This is a genomic window from Streptomyces sp. NPDC058576, from assembly GCF_042718715.1.
In the GTDB taxonomy this organism is placed as follows: Bacteria; Actinomycetota; Actinomycetes; order Streptomycetales; family Streptomycetaceae; genus Streptomyces.
Window position 1 is genome coordinate 168,732 of the sequence record NZ_JBHXPF010000007.1, and the last position, 17,798, is coordinate 186,529.

Below are 17,798 nucleotides of genomic sequence, written 5' to 3' on the forward strand. Positions count from 1 at the left end.
GCTGGTGCCGGGCCGGTCCCGGCGCGGGCGATCGGTGCCGTTTCCACCGCACCGGGCGGGCCGCGCCGGGTGTGTTGCAAGACCGACACGAAAACGGACGGAACCTGCTGCCGCCCGGGGTGGAATGCGTAGGGTGCGGGGAAACCGCACACGGATGGTTGCGGGGCAATGCCGAGAGGGGACAGCGCGTGACGGTCAACATGACCAAGGGTCAGGCCATCAGCCTGCAGAAGAGCGACGGGGGGACCCTGACCGCGGTACGGATGGGGCTCGGCTGGCAGGCGGCTCCGCGCCGCGGCCTGTTCGGTTCGCGCACCCGCGAGGTCGACCTGGACGCCTCGGCGGTGCTCTTCGCCGACAAGCAGCCGGTCGACGTCGTCTTCTTCCGCCACCTCGTCAGCGATGACGGCTCGGTCAAGCACACCGGTGACAACCTGGTCGGCGGCGCGGGCTCCGGCGGCGACGACGAGGCGATCCTCGTCGACCTCCAGCGTGTGCCGGTCCACATCGACCAGATCGTCTTCACGGTGAACTCCTTCACCGGGCAGACGTTCCAGGAGGTCCGACACGCCTTCTGCCGCATCGTCGACGAGACCAACGGCCAGGAGCTCGCCCGGTACACGCTCGACGGCGGCGGCCAGTACACCGCCCAGATCATGGCGAAGGTGCACCGCGCGGGCAGCGGATGGCAGATGACGGCCCTCGGGAACCCGGCCAACGGCCGCACTTTCCAGGACCTGATGCCGTCGATCCTCCCGCACCTGTAGGACCCGGACCGGCAGTCCGGCAGGTCCGGCACCGAAACGGGCAGGAGCAGCTCCCGGCGGCACCGGCCGCCGGGAGCTGCCCCACGCACGGCACGGCAGCGACCCGGCGTCACCGGCGTCGCGCGACACCGCGAACGGCATCACACGGCACCGCGCCCACCGGCGCACGGGCCTTCGTCGAGGGGGACAGGGCAATGACGGCCGAACTGGTCCGGGGGCAGAACCACACCTTGCCCCAGACCCGTCTGGAGATCCGGGTGTCGGCGGGCACGCCCGTCGTGGCCGGGGCCACCCTCGGCGGCGAACGGGGCACGGTGCGCGGCGTCGACTGGATCGCCCACCCCGGCTCGCCCCAGCTCCCCGGGCTGGAAGTCTCCCAGCAGGCGGCGGCCGACCACCGCCTCGCCGTCGACCTGGAGGCCCTGCCCACCGGCGCCCACCGGGTCACCGTGCTGCTCGCGCTGCCCGTCGAGGCCGGCGGCCCGACGCGGTTCGGCGCCGTCCCCGCCCCCTTCGTCGCCGTCACCGGGCTCGACGGCGCCGAGATCGCCACCTTCACGCTCACCGGCCTGGACGCCGAGTCCGCGGTCAGCGCCCTGGAGCTCTACCGCCGGCAGGACGCCTGGAAGGTCCGCGCCGTCGGCCAGGGGTACGCGGGCGGGCTCGCCGAGCTGCTCGCCGACCAGGGCGTGACCGAGGCCGCCGCACTGGCCGGGTCCATCCAGGAGGCCGTCACCCGGGGCCTGGCCCGCGCGGTGGCCCCACCGCCGCCCCGGACCTCCGGAGGCGACCGCGTACGGCAGACGACCGGCTCCGCGGACCACCGCCCGACCGCGCCGGCCCCGGCCCCGGAGCCCCCCGAGCCGCTGACCGACCCGGCCACCACCGGCCCGGCGCACACCGCCCAGGGGCAGCCCCCCGGGACCCCCGCCGACGGCCCCATCAACTACGCGCACCCGCGACGGCAGCACGCCGCACCTCCCTCGCCCCCGCCCACCGCGCCCCCGGCCCAGCCCGGACAGGCCGCTCAGCCCGTCGCGGGCGACGCCACCGGCTGGTCGATGGACGAGCGCCTCTACAACCAGATCTGGGGCATGTTCGAGGACCTGGCCCGCGCTGTCGCCGCCTACCGCAGCGCCGCGGACTTCGCCGAGTCCCGGATGGACCAGGAGCTCGACCGGGCCCTGTCCGACCCGCGCAACCGGATCGGCGGTGCGGGCGACCGCGCCCGCGACCAGGCCCGTGCCAAGCGCGACGAGCTGACCTCCCGGGCCCGGGAGGCCCTCGACCGCGACCTGGCCCAGCTGGCCGCCGAGACGGCCGTCGTCGAGCCCGCGCTCCCGGCCGCGTACGCCGGCTGGGGCAACCCCGTCTGGCACGCCCACCGGGTCCCCATGGAGATGCCGATGGCCCTGCGCATCGGCGACCTCCATCTGCCCGAGCGCACCGACCTGCGCATCCCGCTCCTTGTCCGGCTGCCGCTGGAGCGCGGGATCTGGGTGGACAGTGGCCGGACGGCGTCCGAGGCGGCCGCCCTGATGGACACGGACCAACTGCGCAGGCTGGCCATGGAGACCGCGGTCGCCCACGCGGCCCGGCTGCTCGCGGTGTACCCGCCCGGTGAGTTCGCGGTGCACGTCATCGACCCGGCGGGCGCCGCGGCCGGTCCGCTCGCACCGCTGGTCGGGGCGGGCGTTCTGGCCGGACCGCCCGCTGCCGGACCCGGGGGAGTCGCCTCGGTCCTGGCCCACCTCACCCGGCGGGTGGACCTGGTGCAGATGGCGGTGCGGGCCGGGGCGGCCGACTCGCTCCCGCCCGACCTGGACACCGGCGAGCAGCTCCTGGTGGTCAACGACTTCCCGCACGGCTTCGACGACCGGGCCGTCACCCAGCTCCGCTACCTCGCCGACGAGGGCCCCGCGGTCGGGGTGCACCTCCTGATGGTCGCGGACCGGGCGGAGGCGAGTGCGTACGGGCCGATCCTCGACCCCCTGTGGCGTTCGCTGCTGCGGATCACTCCGGTCGCCGACAGCCACCTCGCCGACCCGTGGGTGGGGCACGCCTGGACGTACGAGCCGTTGACGATCCCGCCCGGCAGCCGCGTCCTGGAGCAGGTCCTCGCGGCGGTGGCGGCTGCTCGCGGAGCGGCCGGCCGCTGACCGAGCGAGTCAACCCTGACCTGTGTTTTTGACGATCTCTTTACCCTTTCCTTTACCTTTCCTTGGTCATACCTGTACTGTTCGGGGAACGGAGGGGAGTACTCCTTACGCGACGTCCCGTCAATACGGACCGTTTTCGGTCCCGGGGCGCCGGTCCAGGCGCGCACGGCGCGCAGGGATGGAAGAGACCTCCGGCAGCGACGACGCTGATCTAGTAGCCGTAGCGAACTGCCGGAGGCGCAGTGGACGTTTCATGGACCGTTTGGGCCCTGACCATCTTTGGTCTGTCAGCCCTCATCGCCGTCGACTTCTTCATCGGGCGCAAGCCCCATGACGTGTCGACCAAGGAAGCCGGAATCTGGACGATCGTCTGGATCGCACTGGCCGTCATCTTCGGATTCGGTCTCATGGCCGTCGGCGAGAGCCAGGCCTCCGGCGAGTTCTTCGCCGGTTTCATCACCGAGAAGTCGCTGAGCGTCGACAACCTCTTCGTCTTCGTCCTGATCATGGCGAAGTTCGCGGTGCCTTCGCAGCTCCAGCAGCGCGTGCTGCTCATCGGTGTGCTGATCGCCCTGGTGCTCCGGGCGATCTTCATCGCCGCCGGCGCCGCCGTGATCGCGAACTTCTCGTGGGTGTTCTACATCTTCGGCGCGTTCCTGATCTACACCGCCTGGAAGCTCATCCAGGAGGCGCGGGCCGACGAGGACGACGAGGACTGGGAGGAGAACCGCCTCCTGAAGTCGATCGAGCACCGCTTCGGTGTCGCCGACAAGTACCACGGCACCAAGCTCTTCATCCGCAACAACGGCAAGCGCGTCATGACCCCGCTGATGGTGGTCATGCTCGCCATCGGTATGACCGACGTGCTGTTCGCGGTGGACTCGATCCCGGCGATCTTCGGCCTGACCCAGGACCCGTACATCGTCTTCACGGCCAACGCGTTCGCGCTGATGGGTCTGCGCCAGCTGTACTTCCTCATCGGCGGTCTGCTGAAGAAGCTGGTCCACCTCAGCTACGGCCTGTCGGTGATCCTCGGCTTCATCGGCGTCAAGCTGGTGCTGCACGCCCTGCACGAGAACGGCGTGCACGTGCCCGTCGTGTCCATCCCGTTCTCCCTCGCCGTCATCGGCGGCGTCCTGGTGATCACCACGATCACCAGCCTCGTCGCCAGCAAGAAGATGGCGGCGGCCGAGGCGGAGGAGGCCGCGAAGGCCGAGACCGCAGGCCCGGCCGACGAGGAGAGCAAGACTCTCAGCTGACCCCGGGCCGCCCCGAGCGGCACAGGGACACACCGGCAGCGGCCGGGGTGGCAACGGCGAACGCCGTCCACCCCGGCCGCTTTCGCGTGATCCAGGAGCTGTGTTTCTGCGCGGGCTACCAGCCGCGGGCGCGCCACTCGGGCAGCTGGGGCCGCTCGGCGCCGAGCGTCGTGTCGTGCCCGTGGCCCGGGTAGACCCACGTCTCGTCGGGAAGCCGGTCGAACAGCTTCGTCTCGACGTCGTGCAGAAGGCTCGCGAACGCCTCGGGGTCCTGATGCGTGTTCCCGACCCCGCCGGGGAAGAGGCAGTCCCCGGTGAACAGATGCGGGGCGCCGTGCGGGTCGTCGTAGACCAGGGCGATGGAGCCCGGGGTGTGGCCGACCAGATGGCGGGCGGTCAGCTCGACCCGGCCGACGACGATCGTTTCCCCGTCCTCGACCAGGACGTCGGTCGGCACGGGGATGCCCTCGGCGTCGTAGCGGCCCGCGTACGTCCGGGCCCCGGTCGCCCCGACCACCTGGGCCAGCGCCTGCCAGTGGTCCCCGTGCTGGTGCGTGGTGACGACGGAGGCGATCGAGTCGTCACCGATCAGCGCGAGCAGGGTCTCCGGCTCGGCGGCCGCGTCGATCAGCAGCTGCTCGCCGGTGGCCCGGCAGCGCAGCAGATAGGCGTTGTTGTTCATCGCGCCGACGGCGACCTTGGAGATCATCAGATCCGTCAGTTCGTGCACGCTTGCCGGTCCGCCGACCTTCACCGCTCCGCTGTACGTCATGCGGCTCAGCCTATAGCGGGGGCAGCGCGGGCAGCGGGCCGCCGGCCACGGTCAGGGCGGAGCCGTCACGTCGGCCGCAGAGCCAGCCCAGCAGCTCGACGGCGGACCCCTGCACCGTCACCAGGTCGCCCGGCGGACCGCCGCCCGTGCTCCAGGTGCGGCCGTCGAGGTCGGTCAGCCCGGTGGCGGGCACGCCCTCGTTGCCCAGGAAGCGATCGGCGAGGAAGGCGATCTCCCGCTCCACGAATTCGGCGGGCAGGTCCTCCAGCTCGTAGCCGATATCGAGGTCGACGTGGTGCAGCTCCACCTCGACCCGGCGCCGGAAGGGCACCCGGGCCGCCGAGTCCGTCACCCCGTTGCGCAGGGTGACCGTACGCGACCAGTCGGCGGGCTCGGCGGCGACGGCCAGGAAGCCCTCGGCGGTCTCCCGCAGGTCCCTCAGCTGCTCGGCCGCCGGGCGGGGGGCCCCGGCGGCGATGTCGGCGTCGCGGGTTTCGCTGCTCGCGTACATCGGGAGTCCGCGGAGAACATTTCCGATCGCGTCGGCGTTACGTGACAGGTGGGTCAGGACATGGCCCCGACTCCAGCCGGGCAACCGTGACGGCTCGGCGACAGCGGCGTTGTCCAGTTTGCCGACTGCGCCGAGCAGCCGTTCGGTCGCTTCGCGTACTGCTCCCAGGTCGTGCGCATGATCCATCATGCGGCCGAGCCTAGCTCCGCCACTCATTCGGGTGAAGGAGTCAGAGGGCGGCCGTAAATCGAATGTGCGTGCTATACGCTCGGGGTCGAAAGCCTCTGACACCGCTGTGGCGCCCCCCATACCCTGGGAGAGGGGCTCAGTTCCCCCCGCTTCTCTCTAGAAAGGTGCGGACCGGCGTGGCCGACCGTCTCATCGTCCGTGGCGCGCGCGAGCACAACCTGAAGAACGTCTCGCTCGACCTGCCCCGCGACTCCCTCATCGTCTTCACCGGGCTCTCCGGGTCGGGCAAGTCGTCCCTCGCGTTCGACACGATCTTCGCCGAGGGGCAGCGCCGCTACGTCGAGTCGCTCTCCTCGTACGCCCGGCAGTTCCTCGGCCAGATGGACAAGCCGGACGTGGACTTCATCGAAGGTCTGTCCCCGGCCGTCTCCATCGACCAGAAGTCGACCTCGCGCAACCCGCGCTCGACGGTCGGCACCATCACGGAGGTCTACGACTACCTCCGGCTCCTGTTCGCCCGGATCGGCAAGCCGCACTGCCCGGAGTGCCACCGCCCCATCTCCCGCCAGTCGCCGCAGGCCATCGTGGACAAGGTCCTCGGTCTGCCCGAGGGGAGCCGCTTCCAGGTCCTCTCGCCGCTGGTGCGTGAGCGCAAGGGGGAGTTCGTCGACCTCTTCGCCGACCTCCAGACCAAGGGCTACAGCCGGGCCAGGGTCGACGGCGCCACCATCCAGCTCGCCGAGCCGCCCGCGCTCAAGAAGCAGGAAAAGCACACCATCGAGGTGGTCGTCGACCGCCTCACCGTCAAGGACAGCGCCAAGCGCCGGCTGACCGACTCGGTCGAGACCGCGCTCGGCCTCTCCGGCGGCATGGTCGTGCTCGACTTCGTCGACCTCCCCGAGGACGACCCCGAGCGCGAGCGGATGTATTCCGAGCACCTCTACTGCCCGTACGACGACCTCTCCTTCGAGGAGCTGGAGCCGCGCTCCTTCTCCTTCAACTCGCCCTTCGGCGCCTGCCCCGACTGCACCGGCATCGGCACCCGCATGGAGGTCGACCCGGAGCTGATCGTCCCGGACGAGGAGAAGTCCCTCGACGAGGGCGCCATCCACCCCTGGTCCCACGGCCACACCAAGGAGTACTTCGGCCGCCTGATCGGCGCGCTCTCCGAAGCCCTCGGCTTCCGTACGGACATCCCCTGGGCCGGACTGCCGCAGCGGGCCAAGAAGGCCCTGCTCTTCGGCCACAAGATCCAGACCGAGGTCCGCTACCGCAACCGGTACGGGCGCGAGCGCGCCTACACCACCCCCGCCTTCGAGGGCGCGGTGCAGTTCGTCAAGCGGCGGCACACCGAGGCCGAGAGCGACTCCAGCCGGGAGCGCTTCGAGGGCTACATGCGCGAGGTGCCCTGCCCCACCTGTGAAGGCACCCGCCTCAAGCCGATCGTGCTCGCGGTGACGGTGATGGAGAAGTCCATCGCCGAGGTCGCCGCGATGTCGATCAGCGAGTGCGCCGAGTTCCTCGGCCGCCTCAAGCTGAACGCCCGCGACAAGAAGATCGCCGAGCGGGTGCTCAAGGAGGTCAACGAGCGGCTGAAGTTCCTCGTCGACGTCGGCCTGGACTATCTGTCGCTGAACCGCGCTGCCGGCACCCTGTCCGGCGGCGAGGCCCAACGCATCCGGCTGGCCACCCAGATCGGCTCCGGCCTGGTCGGCGTGCTGTACGTCCTGGACGAGCCGTCCATCGGCCTGCACCAGCGCGACAACCACCGGCTCATCGAAACCCTGGTCCGGCTCCGCGACATGGGCAACACGCTCATCGTCGTCGAGCACGACGAGGACACCATCAAGGTCGCCGACTGGGTCGTCGACATCGGCCCCGGCGCCGGTGAGCACGGCGGCAAGGTCGTCCACTCCGGCTCGCTCAAGGACCTGCTGGGCAACAAGGCCTCGATCACCGGCCAGTATCTGTCCGGCAAGCGGTCGATCCCGACCCCGGACGTCCGCCGCCCGGTCGACCCGGCCCGCAGCCTCACCGTCCACGGCGCCCGGGAGAACAACCTCCAGGACATCGACGTCTCCTTCCCGCTCGGCGTCCTCACCGCCGTCACGGGCGTCTCCGGGTCCGGGAAGTCGACCCTGGTCAACGACATCCTCTACACCCACCTGGCCCGCGAGCTGAACGGCGCCAAGTCGGTCCCCGGCCGGCACACCCGGGTCGACGGCGACGACCTCGTCGACAAGGTGGTGCACGTCGACCAGTCGCCGATCGGCCGGACCCCCCGGTCCAACCCGGCGACGTACACCGGAGTCTTCGACCACGTCCGCAGGCTGTTCGCCGAGACGATGGAGGCGAAGGTGCGCGGCTATCTGCCGGGCCGCTTCTCCTTCAACGTCAAGGGCGGCCGCTGCGAGAACTGCTCCGGCGACGGCACCATCAAGATCGAGATGAACTTCCTGCCCGACGTGTACGTCCCGTGCGAGGTCTGCCACGGAGCGCGCTACAACCGGGAGACCCTGGAGGTCCACTACAAGGGCAAGTCCATCGCCGAGGTGCTGGACATGCCGATCGAGGAGGGCCTGGACTTCTTCGAGGCCGTCCCGGCGATCGCCCGCCACCTCCGGACGCTCAACGACGTCGGCCTCGGCTATGTCCGGCTCGGCCAGTCCGCGCCGACCCTCTCCGGCGGTGAGGCGCAGCGCGTCAAGCTGGCGAGCGAGCTCCAGAAGCGCTCCACCGGCCGCACGGTCTACGTCCTGGACGAGCCGACCACCGGTCTGCACTTCGAGGACATCAGCAAGCTGATCACGGTGCTCTCCGGCCTGGTGGACAAGGGCAACTCGGTGATCGTCATCGAGCACAACCTCGACGTCATCAAGACCGCCGACTGGGTCGTCGACATGGGCCCCGAGGGCGGCAACGGCGGCGGACTGGTCGTCGCCGAGGGAACACCGGAGCAGGTCGCCTCGGTGCCCGCCAGCCACACCGGGAAGTTCCTCCAGGGAATCCTGGACGCGGACCGCATCAGCGAGGCCGCGGTGCCCTCCGGGCGGGGGACGGCCCGCAGGACGGCCGCCCGCAAGGCCGCCCCGGCGAAGAAGGCGGCGGCCACGAAGAAGACGGCAGCCGCCAAGAAGGCCACCGCCACCAAGGCCGCTCCCGCCAAGAAGACGGCCCGGGCCCGCAAGGCCTGAGCCCCGGGCTCACCTATGGCTGCGGCCCCCGTGGAGCGACGGGGGCCGCAGCCGTCGGAGCAGGCGGCCCGCCGCCTGTCCGCCGACGCTCCGTCCGGGCCGACCGGACCGGACTGGCCCCCGTCCGGACAACGCCGGGACCGAGCGCGGCCCCGGGCCCCGGCGGAACCGGGACCGCCCCGGCCCCGGCGGCCGGCCCGCTCACGGCCGTCCCGTCTCGACCGGCCCGCCCGCAAGGCTCCCGTTCCTCACCGGTATCGTCGGTTCTGTCACCGGCACACGCGGCCGCCGTCGTGCCTGCCCGGCGACCCCGCCCCCCCCCGTGATCCGTCTCGAACGACACCCCGTGGAGTCCGCATGCCCGGCCTGCCCGCCGCCCGCCGAACCGTGCTGAAGGGCGCCGCGCTCGCCGGTGCCGCCGGGCTGGGAGCTGCCGCCTGCTCCACCGACTCCAAGCTCGGCCACGCCAAGAACCCCACCCCCACCGCGCCCGTCGACCTCGGGGCCGCCTCCGAGGTGCCCGTCGGCGGAGCCAAGCTCTACCGCGAGCAGCGCGTGGTCGTGGTCTGCCCGGCGAAGGGCGAGTACAAGGCGTTCAGCGCCCAGTGCACCCACGGCGGCTGTGTCCTGGACAAGGTCGAGGGCACCGAGGGCCACTGCCCCTGCCACGGCAGCCGCTTCGACATGACCACCGGGCAGCCGGTGAAGGGCCCGGCCACCGTGCCGCTCCCCGCCGTACCGGTCACCGCCGAGGGCGGAAAGCTCGTCGCGGGCCCCGACGCCTGAGGCTCCCCGGCCCAGGGCGCGAGGCCCCGGAAAGCCGCACCCGGGCCCCTCACTCCCAGTCCCAGTCGATCCCGACCAGGCCCGGCCGTACGCCCTCCTCCACCAGGTGTACGGTCCGGTGCCGGCCGGTCAGCGTGAGGTCCCCGCGGGCCCCGCGCGCCGCCCCCGCCGACGCCTGGGTGAACCGGCGGCACCGCACCGGGAGCGCGGCCTCGTCGAAGCCGACCTGGAGCACGTACTGGCCGCCCCCGAAGGTGAAGCCGCGCACGTACTCGTCGCTCGCCCCGCCCGTACCGTCCTCGAAGCCGTAACCGAAGAGGTACGTCTCACCGGACCGCAGCCGGGTGTCGAACAGCAGCTCCGCCACCAGCACCCCCGCGTCCCCGTCCCAGCGGATCCGGCCCGTGCGGCAGTTCTCCAGCGCCCGCACCGCGATCCGCGACGGGTCGCAGCCGGGGTCGCCCCGGTGCACCGCGAGATAGCGGTCCACGCCGTCCCGGTGCGCGCGCACCACGTGGCGGGAGGCGCGGCCCGCCAGCTCCCGCCGCGACCCGATCCGGACCCGCTCCTGATGCCCCACGGTGTGCAGCCCGCCGTCCACGGGTGACTCCATCGCCGCGAGGAGCCGCTCCACCGAGCCCGACGCCTCCATCAGCGAGCGGTAGGAACGCCCCGCCGGACGGTCCCCCTCCGCCGGGGCGTCGCCGTCGCGCAGCAGCCGCAGCAGCGAGTCGTCCGGCAGCGCGAGCACCTCCTCCAGGGCCCGCACGGCCCGCAGCGACTCGGCCCGCCGGGGGCGGCGCACGCCCTGCTGCCAGTAACTGAGGCTGGTCACCCCGAGCTTGACGCCCCGGTGCGCCAGATGGTGCTGCACCCGCTGGAGCGGCAGTCCGCGGACCGACAGAGCGGTGCGCAACGCCAGATGGAACGGTCCGGTCCGCAGCACCTGCGCCAGTTCGGTCTCGGTCTGCCGCATCGGCGGGCCTCCGGTGAACGTTCACGTGGGGAGTGGCGACACCGCCCCCGGGGGGATGCGGGGGAGCAGGTGACCGGGGCGGAGCCGTTCACACGGACGCCGTGCCGTTCACACCGTGATGTCACCTCGCATTGAAGCGTGTTGACCTGCTCCGGACAACGCCGGATGCTCATCGTCAGCGTCCGGACGCGCTCCTCCGATCCCCACCCCCGCTTCGGGAGGAACGCCATGCGCAACCGAAGAGTCAGCCCCCGAAGGCCCGGAAGGTTCTCGTTCACCGCCCTCCTGGCCGCCGTCCTGCTCGCCGTCCCCGCGGGCACCGCCACCGCCGCCCAGTCCCCGGCCGGCTCCGCGCCCGCCGGCTCCACCGTCGCCGCCGCCCAGCGGCTCGACATCACCATGCAGGCGCAGCAGCAGAGCAACTGGTGCTGGGCGGCCGGCGGCAACACCATCGCCGCCTGGTTCGGCCGCGGTTACTCCCAGAACCAGTTCTGCAACGCCGCCTTCAACCGCAACCAGAACACCCAGTGCCCCAACTCGCAGGCCACCCTCGGCAATGTCCAGACCGGCCTGTCCTGGGCCGGGGTCAGGCCCGGCAGTTACGTCACCGGCTGGCTGCGCTACCCGACCGTGCAGGCCGAGATATCCGCCCAGCGCCCCATCGAGACCCGGATCCAGTGGTCGTCCGGCGGCGGCCACATGCATGTCATCTACGGGTACGACGACGCCAACAGCTGGGTCTACTGGGGCGACCCCTGGCCCTCCAGCGACCGCTACAACTGGGCCTCGCACGCCTGGTACGTGAACAACAACGAGTTCTCCTGGACGCACTCGCTCTACCGGATCGGGGCGTGAGGACATGACCGCGACCACCCGGCGCATCGCCGTGGCCACCGCCCTCACCGGCGCGGCCCTGTTCACCGCCGCCGCCCCCGTCTTCGCCGACGACGGCCGGACGGCGCCGCCGAAGCTGACCGCCGCGACCCTCGAAGCGGCCCGCGAAGCCGCCACGGAGCCCGCGACCCTGGACACCCTCTCCCGGTTCTTCGCCCGGGAGGGTGCGGTGAGCGGGAAGGCGAGCGCACCGAGGATCGAGGGGCAGGCCGTGCCCGTGCGCACGCTCTCGGCCGCCTTCGTCGCCGGGAAGCCCGGGGCCGCCCCGAGCACCCTGGACTACCTCGCCAGCACCGCCGTCTCCTCCGACGGCCAGAAGGCCTCCTTGTGGACCCTTCCCGGGACGGGCGGCAGCGGCGACTGGCAGGTGGTGAACATCGCCACCGGCGACGACGAGGCCCGTTACGTCGCCCGAGGCGCCCGTGCGCTCCCCGGCGGCACCGTCTTCCGCGAACCGCAGATCGACGCCTGGTACGTCCACGACGGCTCCCGGGTGCTCCCGCTCGACCAGGACGCGAAGACCGCCGTCGGAGCGGAGGGCACCACCCTCGACGCCTACCGGACCCGGGTGAAGGAGGCGTACGGCGACAAGCTGCCCGGCTCCGGCTACGCCCGCTCCGGCAAGGCGGGCGGCTACGGCCCCGACGCGGCCACCGGACCCGCGCCCGCCTCCGGCCCGGTCCCGGGCCCGGCGGCGGACCGGGCCGCCCCGGACGCCGCCGGAAGCCCCGCGCTCGCCGGCACGGCGTCCGCGACCCCGGACACGGCCCTGACCGCCGTCTCCACCACCGCCGGGGCCGGGGCGCTGCTCGCCCTGGTCCTGTGCGGGGTCGCCGCGCTGCGCCGCCGGAGCCGTACCGGGCGATCCCCGGCCACGGACGCCTGAGCAGCGGCTCCAGGAGCCTCACAGGCCCGCGCTCCGGGGTGCGGAACACCCCACGGCACTCCGGAGCGCGGCACCGCCCCCGGCACCACGTGAGGACGACGCGCTGTCACCGCCCGCAAGTAGGGTGTGAGACATGGCAGACCCCTCCAGCTACCGCCCCAAGCCGGGACAGATCCCCGACTCCCCGGGGGTCTACAAATTCCGCGACGAGCACCGCCGGGTGATCTACGTCGGGAAGGCCAAGAACCTGCGCCAGCGCGTGGCCAACTACTTCCAGGACCTGGCGAACCTCCATCCGCGTACGCGCACGATGGTCACCACCGCCGCCTCCGTCGAGTGGACGGTCGTCTCCACCGAGGTCGAGGCGCTCCAGCTGGAGTACTCCTGGATCAAGGAGTTCGACCCCCGGTTCAACGTCAAGTACCGCGACGACAAGAGCTATCCCTACCTCGCGGTGACGCTCAACGAGGAGTTCCCCCGCGTCCAGGTCATGCGCGGCGCGAAGAAGAAGGGCGTGCGCTACTTCGGTCCGTACGGCCACGCCTGGGCGATCCGCGAGACCGTCGACCTGATGCTGCGCGTCTTCCCCGTCCGCACCTGCTCCGCCGGAGTCTTCAAGAACGCCGCGCGCACCGGCCGCCCCTGCCTGCTGGGCTACATCGGCAAGTGCTCGGCCCCCTGCGTGGGCCGGGTCACCCCCGAGGAACACCGCGAGCTGGCCGAGGACTTCTGCGACTTCATGGCCGGCCGCACCGGCGCCTACATCCGCCGCCTGGAGAAGGACATGATGCAGGCGGCCGAGGAGATGGAGTACGAGCGGGCCGCCCGCCTCCGCGACGACGCCGAGGCCCTCAAGCGGGCCATGGAGAAGAGCGCCGTCGTCCTCGCCGACGCCACCGACGCCGACCTGATCGCCGTCGCGGAGGACGAGCTGGAGGCCGCCCTCCAGATCTTCCACGTGCGCGGCGGCCGGGTGCGCGGCCAGCGCGGCTGGGTCACCGACAAGGTCGAGGCGGTCGACACCTCCGGCCTCGTCGAGCACGCCCTCCAGCAGCTGTACGGGGAGGAGCGCGGCGACGCCGTCCCCAAGGAGGTCCTGGTCCCCGCCCTGCCCGAGGACACCGAAGCGGTCTCCCAGTGGCTCGCCGAGCGCCGGGGCTCCCAGGTCAGCCTGCGTATCCCGCAGCGCGGGGACAAGAAGGATCTGATGGCCACCGTGCAGCGCAACGCCCAGCAGGCGCTCGGGCTGCACAAGACCAAGCGCGCCTCCGATCTGACCACCCGCTCCCGCGCCCTGGAGGAGATCGCCGAGGCGCTGGGTCTCGACACGGCCCCGCTGCGCATCGAGTGCTACGACATCTCCCACCTCCAGGGCGACGACGTGGTGGCCTCCATGGTGGTCTTCGAGGACGGCCTCGCCCGCAAGAGCGAGTACCGCCGCTTCCAGATCAAGGGCTTCGAGGGCCAGGACGACGTCCGCTCGATGCACGAGGTGATCGGCCGCCGTTTCAAGCGCTACCTCCAGGACAAGGAGCGCACGGGGGAGTGGGAGGAGCAGCCGGAGGCCGCCGCGGCCGTCGGCCCCGCGGCCACCGGCCCCGTTCCCGCCCCCACCGGCCCCGGCCCCGCCGCCACCGGTCCCGTCCCCGCACCGGCGCTCACCGCCGCCTCCCCGGACGACGAGACCGAGCCCCGGGAGGACGACGGCCGCCCCAAGCGGTTCGCCTACCCGCCGCAGCTCGTCGTCGTCGACGGCGGGCAGCCGCAGGTCGCCGCCGCCCAGCGCGCCCTGGACGAGCTGGGAATCGACGACATCGCCGTCTGCGGCCTCGCCAAGCGCCTCGAAGAGGTCTGGCTCCCCGACGACGACGATCCCGTGGTCCTGCCCCGCTCCAGCGAGGGCCTCTACCTCCTCCAGCGCGTCCGGGACGAGGCGCACCGCTTCGCCATCGCCTATCAGCGGGCCAAGCGGGCCAAACGCATCCGCTCCAGCCCCCTCGACGACGTGTCCGGCCTCGGCGAGACCCGCAAGCAGGCACTGATCAAGCATTTCGGCTCGGTGAAGAAGCTCCGGCAGGCGACAATCGACGAGATCTGCGAGGTCCCCGGGATAGGGCGAAGGACGGCGGAATCGGTGGCCGCCGCCCTCGCCTCGACCGCTCCCGCGGTGCCTGCCGTGAACACGGCCACAGGAGAGATCATTGAAGAGGACGACGGGGGCAGCTCATGACCGAGAATAGCCACACGACCGCACAGAACGCCGCAGAACAAGCAGACGGAGCAGCTGACGTGAGTACGAACACCCCGAACGAGACGGGTGACGCGGCCATCCCGGAGCTGGTGATCATCTCCGGGATGTCGGGCGCCGGCCGCAGCACCGCAGCCAAGTGTCTGGAGGACCTCGGCTGGTTCGTCGTCGACAACCTCCCGCCCGCGCTGATCCCCACCATGGTCGAGCTCGGCGCCCGCTCCCAGGGCAACGTGGCCCGGATCGCCGTCGTCGTCGACGTGCGCGGCCGGCGCTTCTTCGACAACCTCCGCGAGTCCCTCGCCGACCTGGAGGCCAAGCACGTCACCCGGCGGATCGTCTTCCTGGAGTCCTCCGACGACGCCCTCGTGCGCCGCTTCGAGTCCGTCCGCCGACCGCACCCCCTCCAGGGCGACGGGCGCATCGTCGACGGCATCGCGGCCGAGCGCGACCTGCTGCGCGAGCTGCGCGGCGACGCCGACCTGGTCATCGACACCTCCAGCCTCAACGTGCACGAGCTGCGGGCCAAGATGGACGCCCAGTTCGCGGGCGAGTCGGAGCCGGAGCTGCGGGCCACGGTGATGTCCTTCGGCTACAAGTACGGCCTGCCCGTCGACGCCGACCTGGTCGTCGACTGCCGCTTCCTGCCCAACCCGCACTGGGTCCCCGAGCTGCGCCCCTTCACCGGCGTCAACGAGGAGGTGTCCGACTACGTCTTCGACCAGCCGGGCGCCAAGGAGTTCCTCAACCAGTACACCGAGCTCCTCCAGCTGATCGCCGCCGGCTACCGCCGCGAGGGCAAGCGGTACGTGACCATCGCCGTGGGCTGCACCGGCGGCAAACACCGCTCCGTCGCCATGTCCGAGAAGCTCTCCGCCCGCCTCGCCGCCGAGGGCGTCGAGACCGTCCTCGTCCACCGCGACATGGGGCGAGAGTGACCGGACGCAATCTGCGGATGCGGCGCCTGAGCCGCGCCACCTCGGCGCTCTCCGGCCGTAAGCGCGGTGCTCAGCCCAAGGTCGTCGCGCTCGGCGGCGGCATGGGTCTCTCGGCGTCCCTGACGGCGCTGCGCCGGATCACCGGCGATCTCACGGCCGTGGTCACCGTCGCCGACGACGGCGGCTCCAGCGGCCGGCTGCGCGAGGAGCTGGGCGTGCTGCCCCCCGGCGACCTGCGCAAGGCGCTCGCCGCACTGTGCGGCGACGACGACTGGGGCCGCACCTGGTCCCGGGTCATCCAGCACCGGTTCGAGTCCAAGGGCGACCTCCACGAGCACGCGGTCGGCAATCTGCTGATCGTGGCCCTGTGGGAGCAGCTCGGCGATCACGTCCAGGCGCTCGACCTGGTCGGCAAGCTGCTCGGCGCGCACGGCCGGGTGCTGCCGATGTCGGCCGTCCCGCTGGAGCTCCAGGCACTGGTCAAGGGCCACGACCCCGATCTGCCCGACGCGATCGTCACCGTGCGCGGCCAGGCCACGGTGGCGCTCACGCCCGGCGAGGTGCAGTCCGTGCACGTGGTCCCGCCCGACCCGCCGGCCGTCCCGGAAGCCGTGGAGGCGGTCCGGGACGCCGATTGGGTGGTCCTCGGCCCGGGCTCCTGGTTCTCCTCGGTGATCCCGCACCTGCTCGTGCCGGAACTGCTCGACGCCCTGGTCACCACCAAGGCCCGCAAGGTCCTCTCGCTGAACCTCGCCCCCCAGCCCGGTGAAACAGAAGGCTTCTCACCGCAGCGTCATTTGGAGGTTTTGGGGCGACACGCCCCTAAACTCGCCTTGGACGTGGTGCTGGCCGACGAGGCAGCCGTGCCCGACCGTGAGTCCCTCGCCGATGCCGCACAACGGCTCGGAGCCGCGGTCGAGCTGGCGCCGGTGGCATCGCCCGACGGCGTTCCGGTCCATGATCAGGAGCTGTTGGCCACCGCGTACGACCGTATTTTTCGGATGCATGGAAGGATCGGCCCATGGCGATGACGCCAGCGGTGAAGAACGAAATCTCTCATCTTCCCGTCACCCGGACCTGCTGCAGGAAAGCAGAGGTCTCGGCGATTCTTCGGTTCGCGGGTGGGCTGCACCTGGTGAGCGGCCGGATTGTGATCGAGGCGGAGCTGGACACCGGCAACGCCGCCCGCCGCCTCAAGCGCGACATCCTGGAGATCTTCGGGCACAGCTCGGAGCTGATCGTGATGGCCCCCGGCGGACTGCGGCGCGGCTCGCGCTATGTCGTACGCGTGGTGGCGGGCGGCGACCAGCTGGCCCGCCAGACCGGTCTGGTGGACGGCCGCGGCCGGCCGATCCGCGGGCTGCCCCCGCAGGTGGTCTCGGGGGCCACCTGCGACGCCGAGGCGGCCTGGCGCGGAGCCTTCCTCGCCCACGGCTCGCTCACCGAGCCCGGCCGCTCCTCCTCGCTGGAGGTCACCTGCCCGGGACCCGAGGCGGCCCTCGCCCTGGTCGGCGCGGCCCGCCGGCTCTCCATCGCCGCCAAGGCCCGCGAGGTGCGCGGCGTGGACCGGGTGGTGGTCCGCGACGGCGACGCGATCGGCGCCCTGCTGACCCGGCTCGGCGCCCACGACGCGGTGCTCGCCTGGGAGGAGCGGCGGATGCGGCGCGAGGTCCGCGCCACGGCCAACCGGCTCGCCAACTTCGACGACGCGAACCTGCGCCGCTCGGCCCGTGCGGCGGTCGCCGCCGGGGCCCGGGTGGGGCGCGCGCTGGAGATCCTCGCCGAGGAGGTCCCCGAGCACCTCGCCGCCGCCGGACGGCTGCGGATGGAGCACAAGCAGGCATCGCTGGAGGAGCTGGGCGCGCTCGCCGACCCGCCGCTGACCAAGGACGCGGTCGCCGGACGGATCCGCCGGCTGCTCGCGATGGCCGACAAGCGGGCCCAGGACCTGGGCATCCCGGGGACCGAGGCGACCCTCAGCGAGGAGCTCGCCGACGGCTTGGTCGGCTGACTCGGCGGCGGCCGGGGGACGTTGGTCCCGAGCCCACCGGGACCCACGTCCCCCGCCACCGGGACCGAGGTCCCGCACCGCCGGGACACACGTCCCGGCCGGCGAACCGGAGGCCCGTACTCCTACTGGCGAGTACGGGCCTCCGGCCGTATCCGGTGGCGCGTAGGGGCCCTCTCGATGTCACTCCCGGGCCCTTGGAGAGGTAGGG

Annotated in this window: 14 protein-coding genes; 11 read left to right on the top strand and 3 right to left on the bottom strand. The window is 72.0% G+C overall.

All coding sequences use genetic code 11. From position 1 onward, the window contains the following. Positions 1–188: 188 nt before the first annotated feature. From ACFWRV_RS08565 to ACFWRV_RS08575, 3 genes are all read left to right on the top strand, one after another. Entirely contained in the window at positions 189–767 is a 579-nt protein-coding gene (locus ACFWRV_RS08565; RefSeq protein ID WP_026290465.1) for a TerD family protein, read from the top strand. Between the two features lie 194 nt (positions 768–961). Further along, complete coding sequence (locus ACFWRV_RS08570; protein ID WP_384330197.1) at positions 962–2,926, top strand: TerD family protein; 1,965 nt, start codon at positions 962–964, stop codon at positions 2,924–2,926. A gap of 242 nt (positions 2,927–3,168) precedes the next feature. Continuing rightward, positions 3,169–4,185 (top strand): TerC family protein, encoded by a 1,017-nt coding sequence (locus ACFWRV_RS08575; RefSeq protein ID WP_384330200.1) that lies wholly within the window; start codon positions 3,169–3,171, stop codon positions 4,183–4,185. Between the two features lie 115 nt (positions 4,186–4,300). On the opposite strand, the gene ACFWRV_RS08580 is transcribed toward ACFWRV_RS08575, so the two are convergent. Then, a complete protein-coding gene (locus ACFWRV_RS08580) occupies positions 4,301–4,957 on the bottom strand; it encodes an MBL fold metallo-hydrolase (protein ID WP_384330203.1) in 657 nt (218 codons plus the stop codon). 10 nt (positions 4,958–4,967) lie between these two features. Next, positions 4,968–5,657 carry a maleylpyruvate isomerase family mycothiol-dependent enzyme gene (locus tag ACFWRV_RS08585; protein ID WP_384330206.1) on the bottom strand — a complete coding sequence of 230 codons (690 nt, stop codon included), beginning with the start codon at positions 5,655–5,657 and terminating at the stop codon, positions 4,968–4,970. A gap of 176 nt (positions 5,658–5,833) precedes the next feature. Between ACFWRV_RS08585 and uvrA the strand changes: the two genes are divergently transcribed. Beyond that, the gene (gene uvrA / locus ACFWRV_RS08590; protein ID WP_384330210.1) at positions 5,834–8,851 is read left to right on the top strand and encodes an excinuclease ABC subunit UvrA; all 3,018 of its coding nucleotides are present in this window, start codon (positions 5,834–5,836) and stop codon (positions 8,849–8,851) included. A 357-nt stretch (positions 8,852–9,208) separates the two neighbouring features. Further along, a complete protein-coding gene (locus ACFWRV_RS08595; RefSeq protein WP_384330213.1) occupies positions 9,209–9,637 on the top strand; it encodes a Rieske (2Fe-2S) protein in 429 nt (142 codons plus the stop codon). Positions 9,638–9,686: 49 nt separating this feature from the next. On the opposite strand, the gene ACFWRV_RS08600 is transcribed toward ACFWRV_RS08595, so the two are convergent. Further along, a complete protein-coding gene (locus ACFWRV_RS08600; RefSeq protein WP_384330216.1) occupies positions 9,687–10,613 on the bottom strand; it encodes a hypothetical protein in 927 nt (308 codons plus the stop codon). A 228-nt stretch (positions 10,614–10,841) separates the two neighbouring features. Here ACFWRV_RS08600 and ACFWRV_RS08605 point away from each other — a divergent pair, with 228 nt between their 5' ends. From ACFWRV_RS08605 to whiA, 6 genes are all read left to right on the top strand, one after another. Further along, complete coding sequence (locus tag ACFWRV_RS08605) at positions 10,842–11,468, top strand: papain-like cysteine protease family protein (protein WP_384330219.1); 627 nt, start codon at positions 10,842–10,844, stop codon at positions 11,466–11,468. Between the two features lie 4 nt (positions 11,469–11,472). Further along, positions 11,473–12,393, top strand: a complete 921-nt coding sequence (locus tag ACFWRV_RS08610) for a hypothetical protein (RefSeq protein WP_384330222.1) — start codon at positions 11,473–11,475, stop codon at positions 12,391–12,393. A 133-nt stretch (positions 12,394–12,526) separates the two neighbouring features. Then, positions 12,527–14,623, top strand: a complete 2,097-nt coding sequence (gene uvrC, locus ACFWRV_RS08615; protein WP_384330225.1) for an excinuclease ABC subunit UvrC — start codon at positions 12,527–12,529, stop codon at positions 14,621–14,623. After that, positions 14,620–15,579 carry an RNase adapter RapZ gene (rapZ, locus tag ACFWRV_RS08620; protein WP_384330228.1) on the top strand — a complete coding sequence of 320 codons (960 nt, stop codon included), beginning with the start codon at positions 14,620–14,622 and terminating at the stop codon, positions 15,577–15,579. Before uvrC ends, rapZ begins: the two co-directional genes overlap by 4 nt. Then, positions 15,576–16,610: a uridine diphosphate-N-acetylglucosamine-binding protein YvcK gene (gene yvcK, locus ACFWRV_RS08625; protein ID WP_384330231.1), complete on the top strand. Its 1,035-nt coding sequence runs from the start codon at positions 15,576–15,578 to the stop codon at positions 16,608–16,610. The genes rapZ and yvcK overlap by 4 nt, the downstream gene beginning before the upstream one ends. Further along, positions 16,601–17,590 carry a DNA-binding protein WhiA gene (gene whiA / locus ACFWRV_RS08630; protein ID WP_384330234.1) on the top strand — a complete coding sequence of 330 codons (990 nt, stop codon included), beginning with the start codon at positions 16,601–16,603 and terminating at the stop codon, positions 17,588–17,590. The genes yvcK and whiA overlap by 10 nt, the downstream gene beginning before the upstream one ends. Positions 17,591–17,798 lie beyond the last annotated feature (208 nt).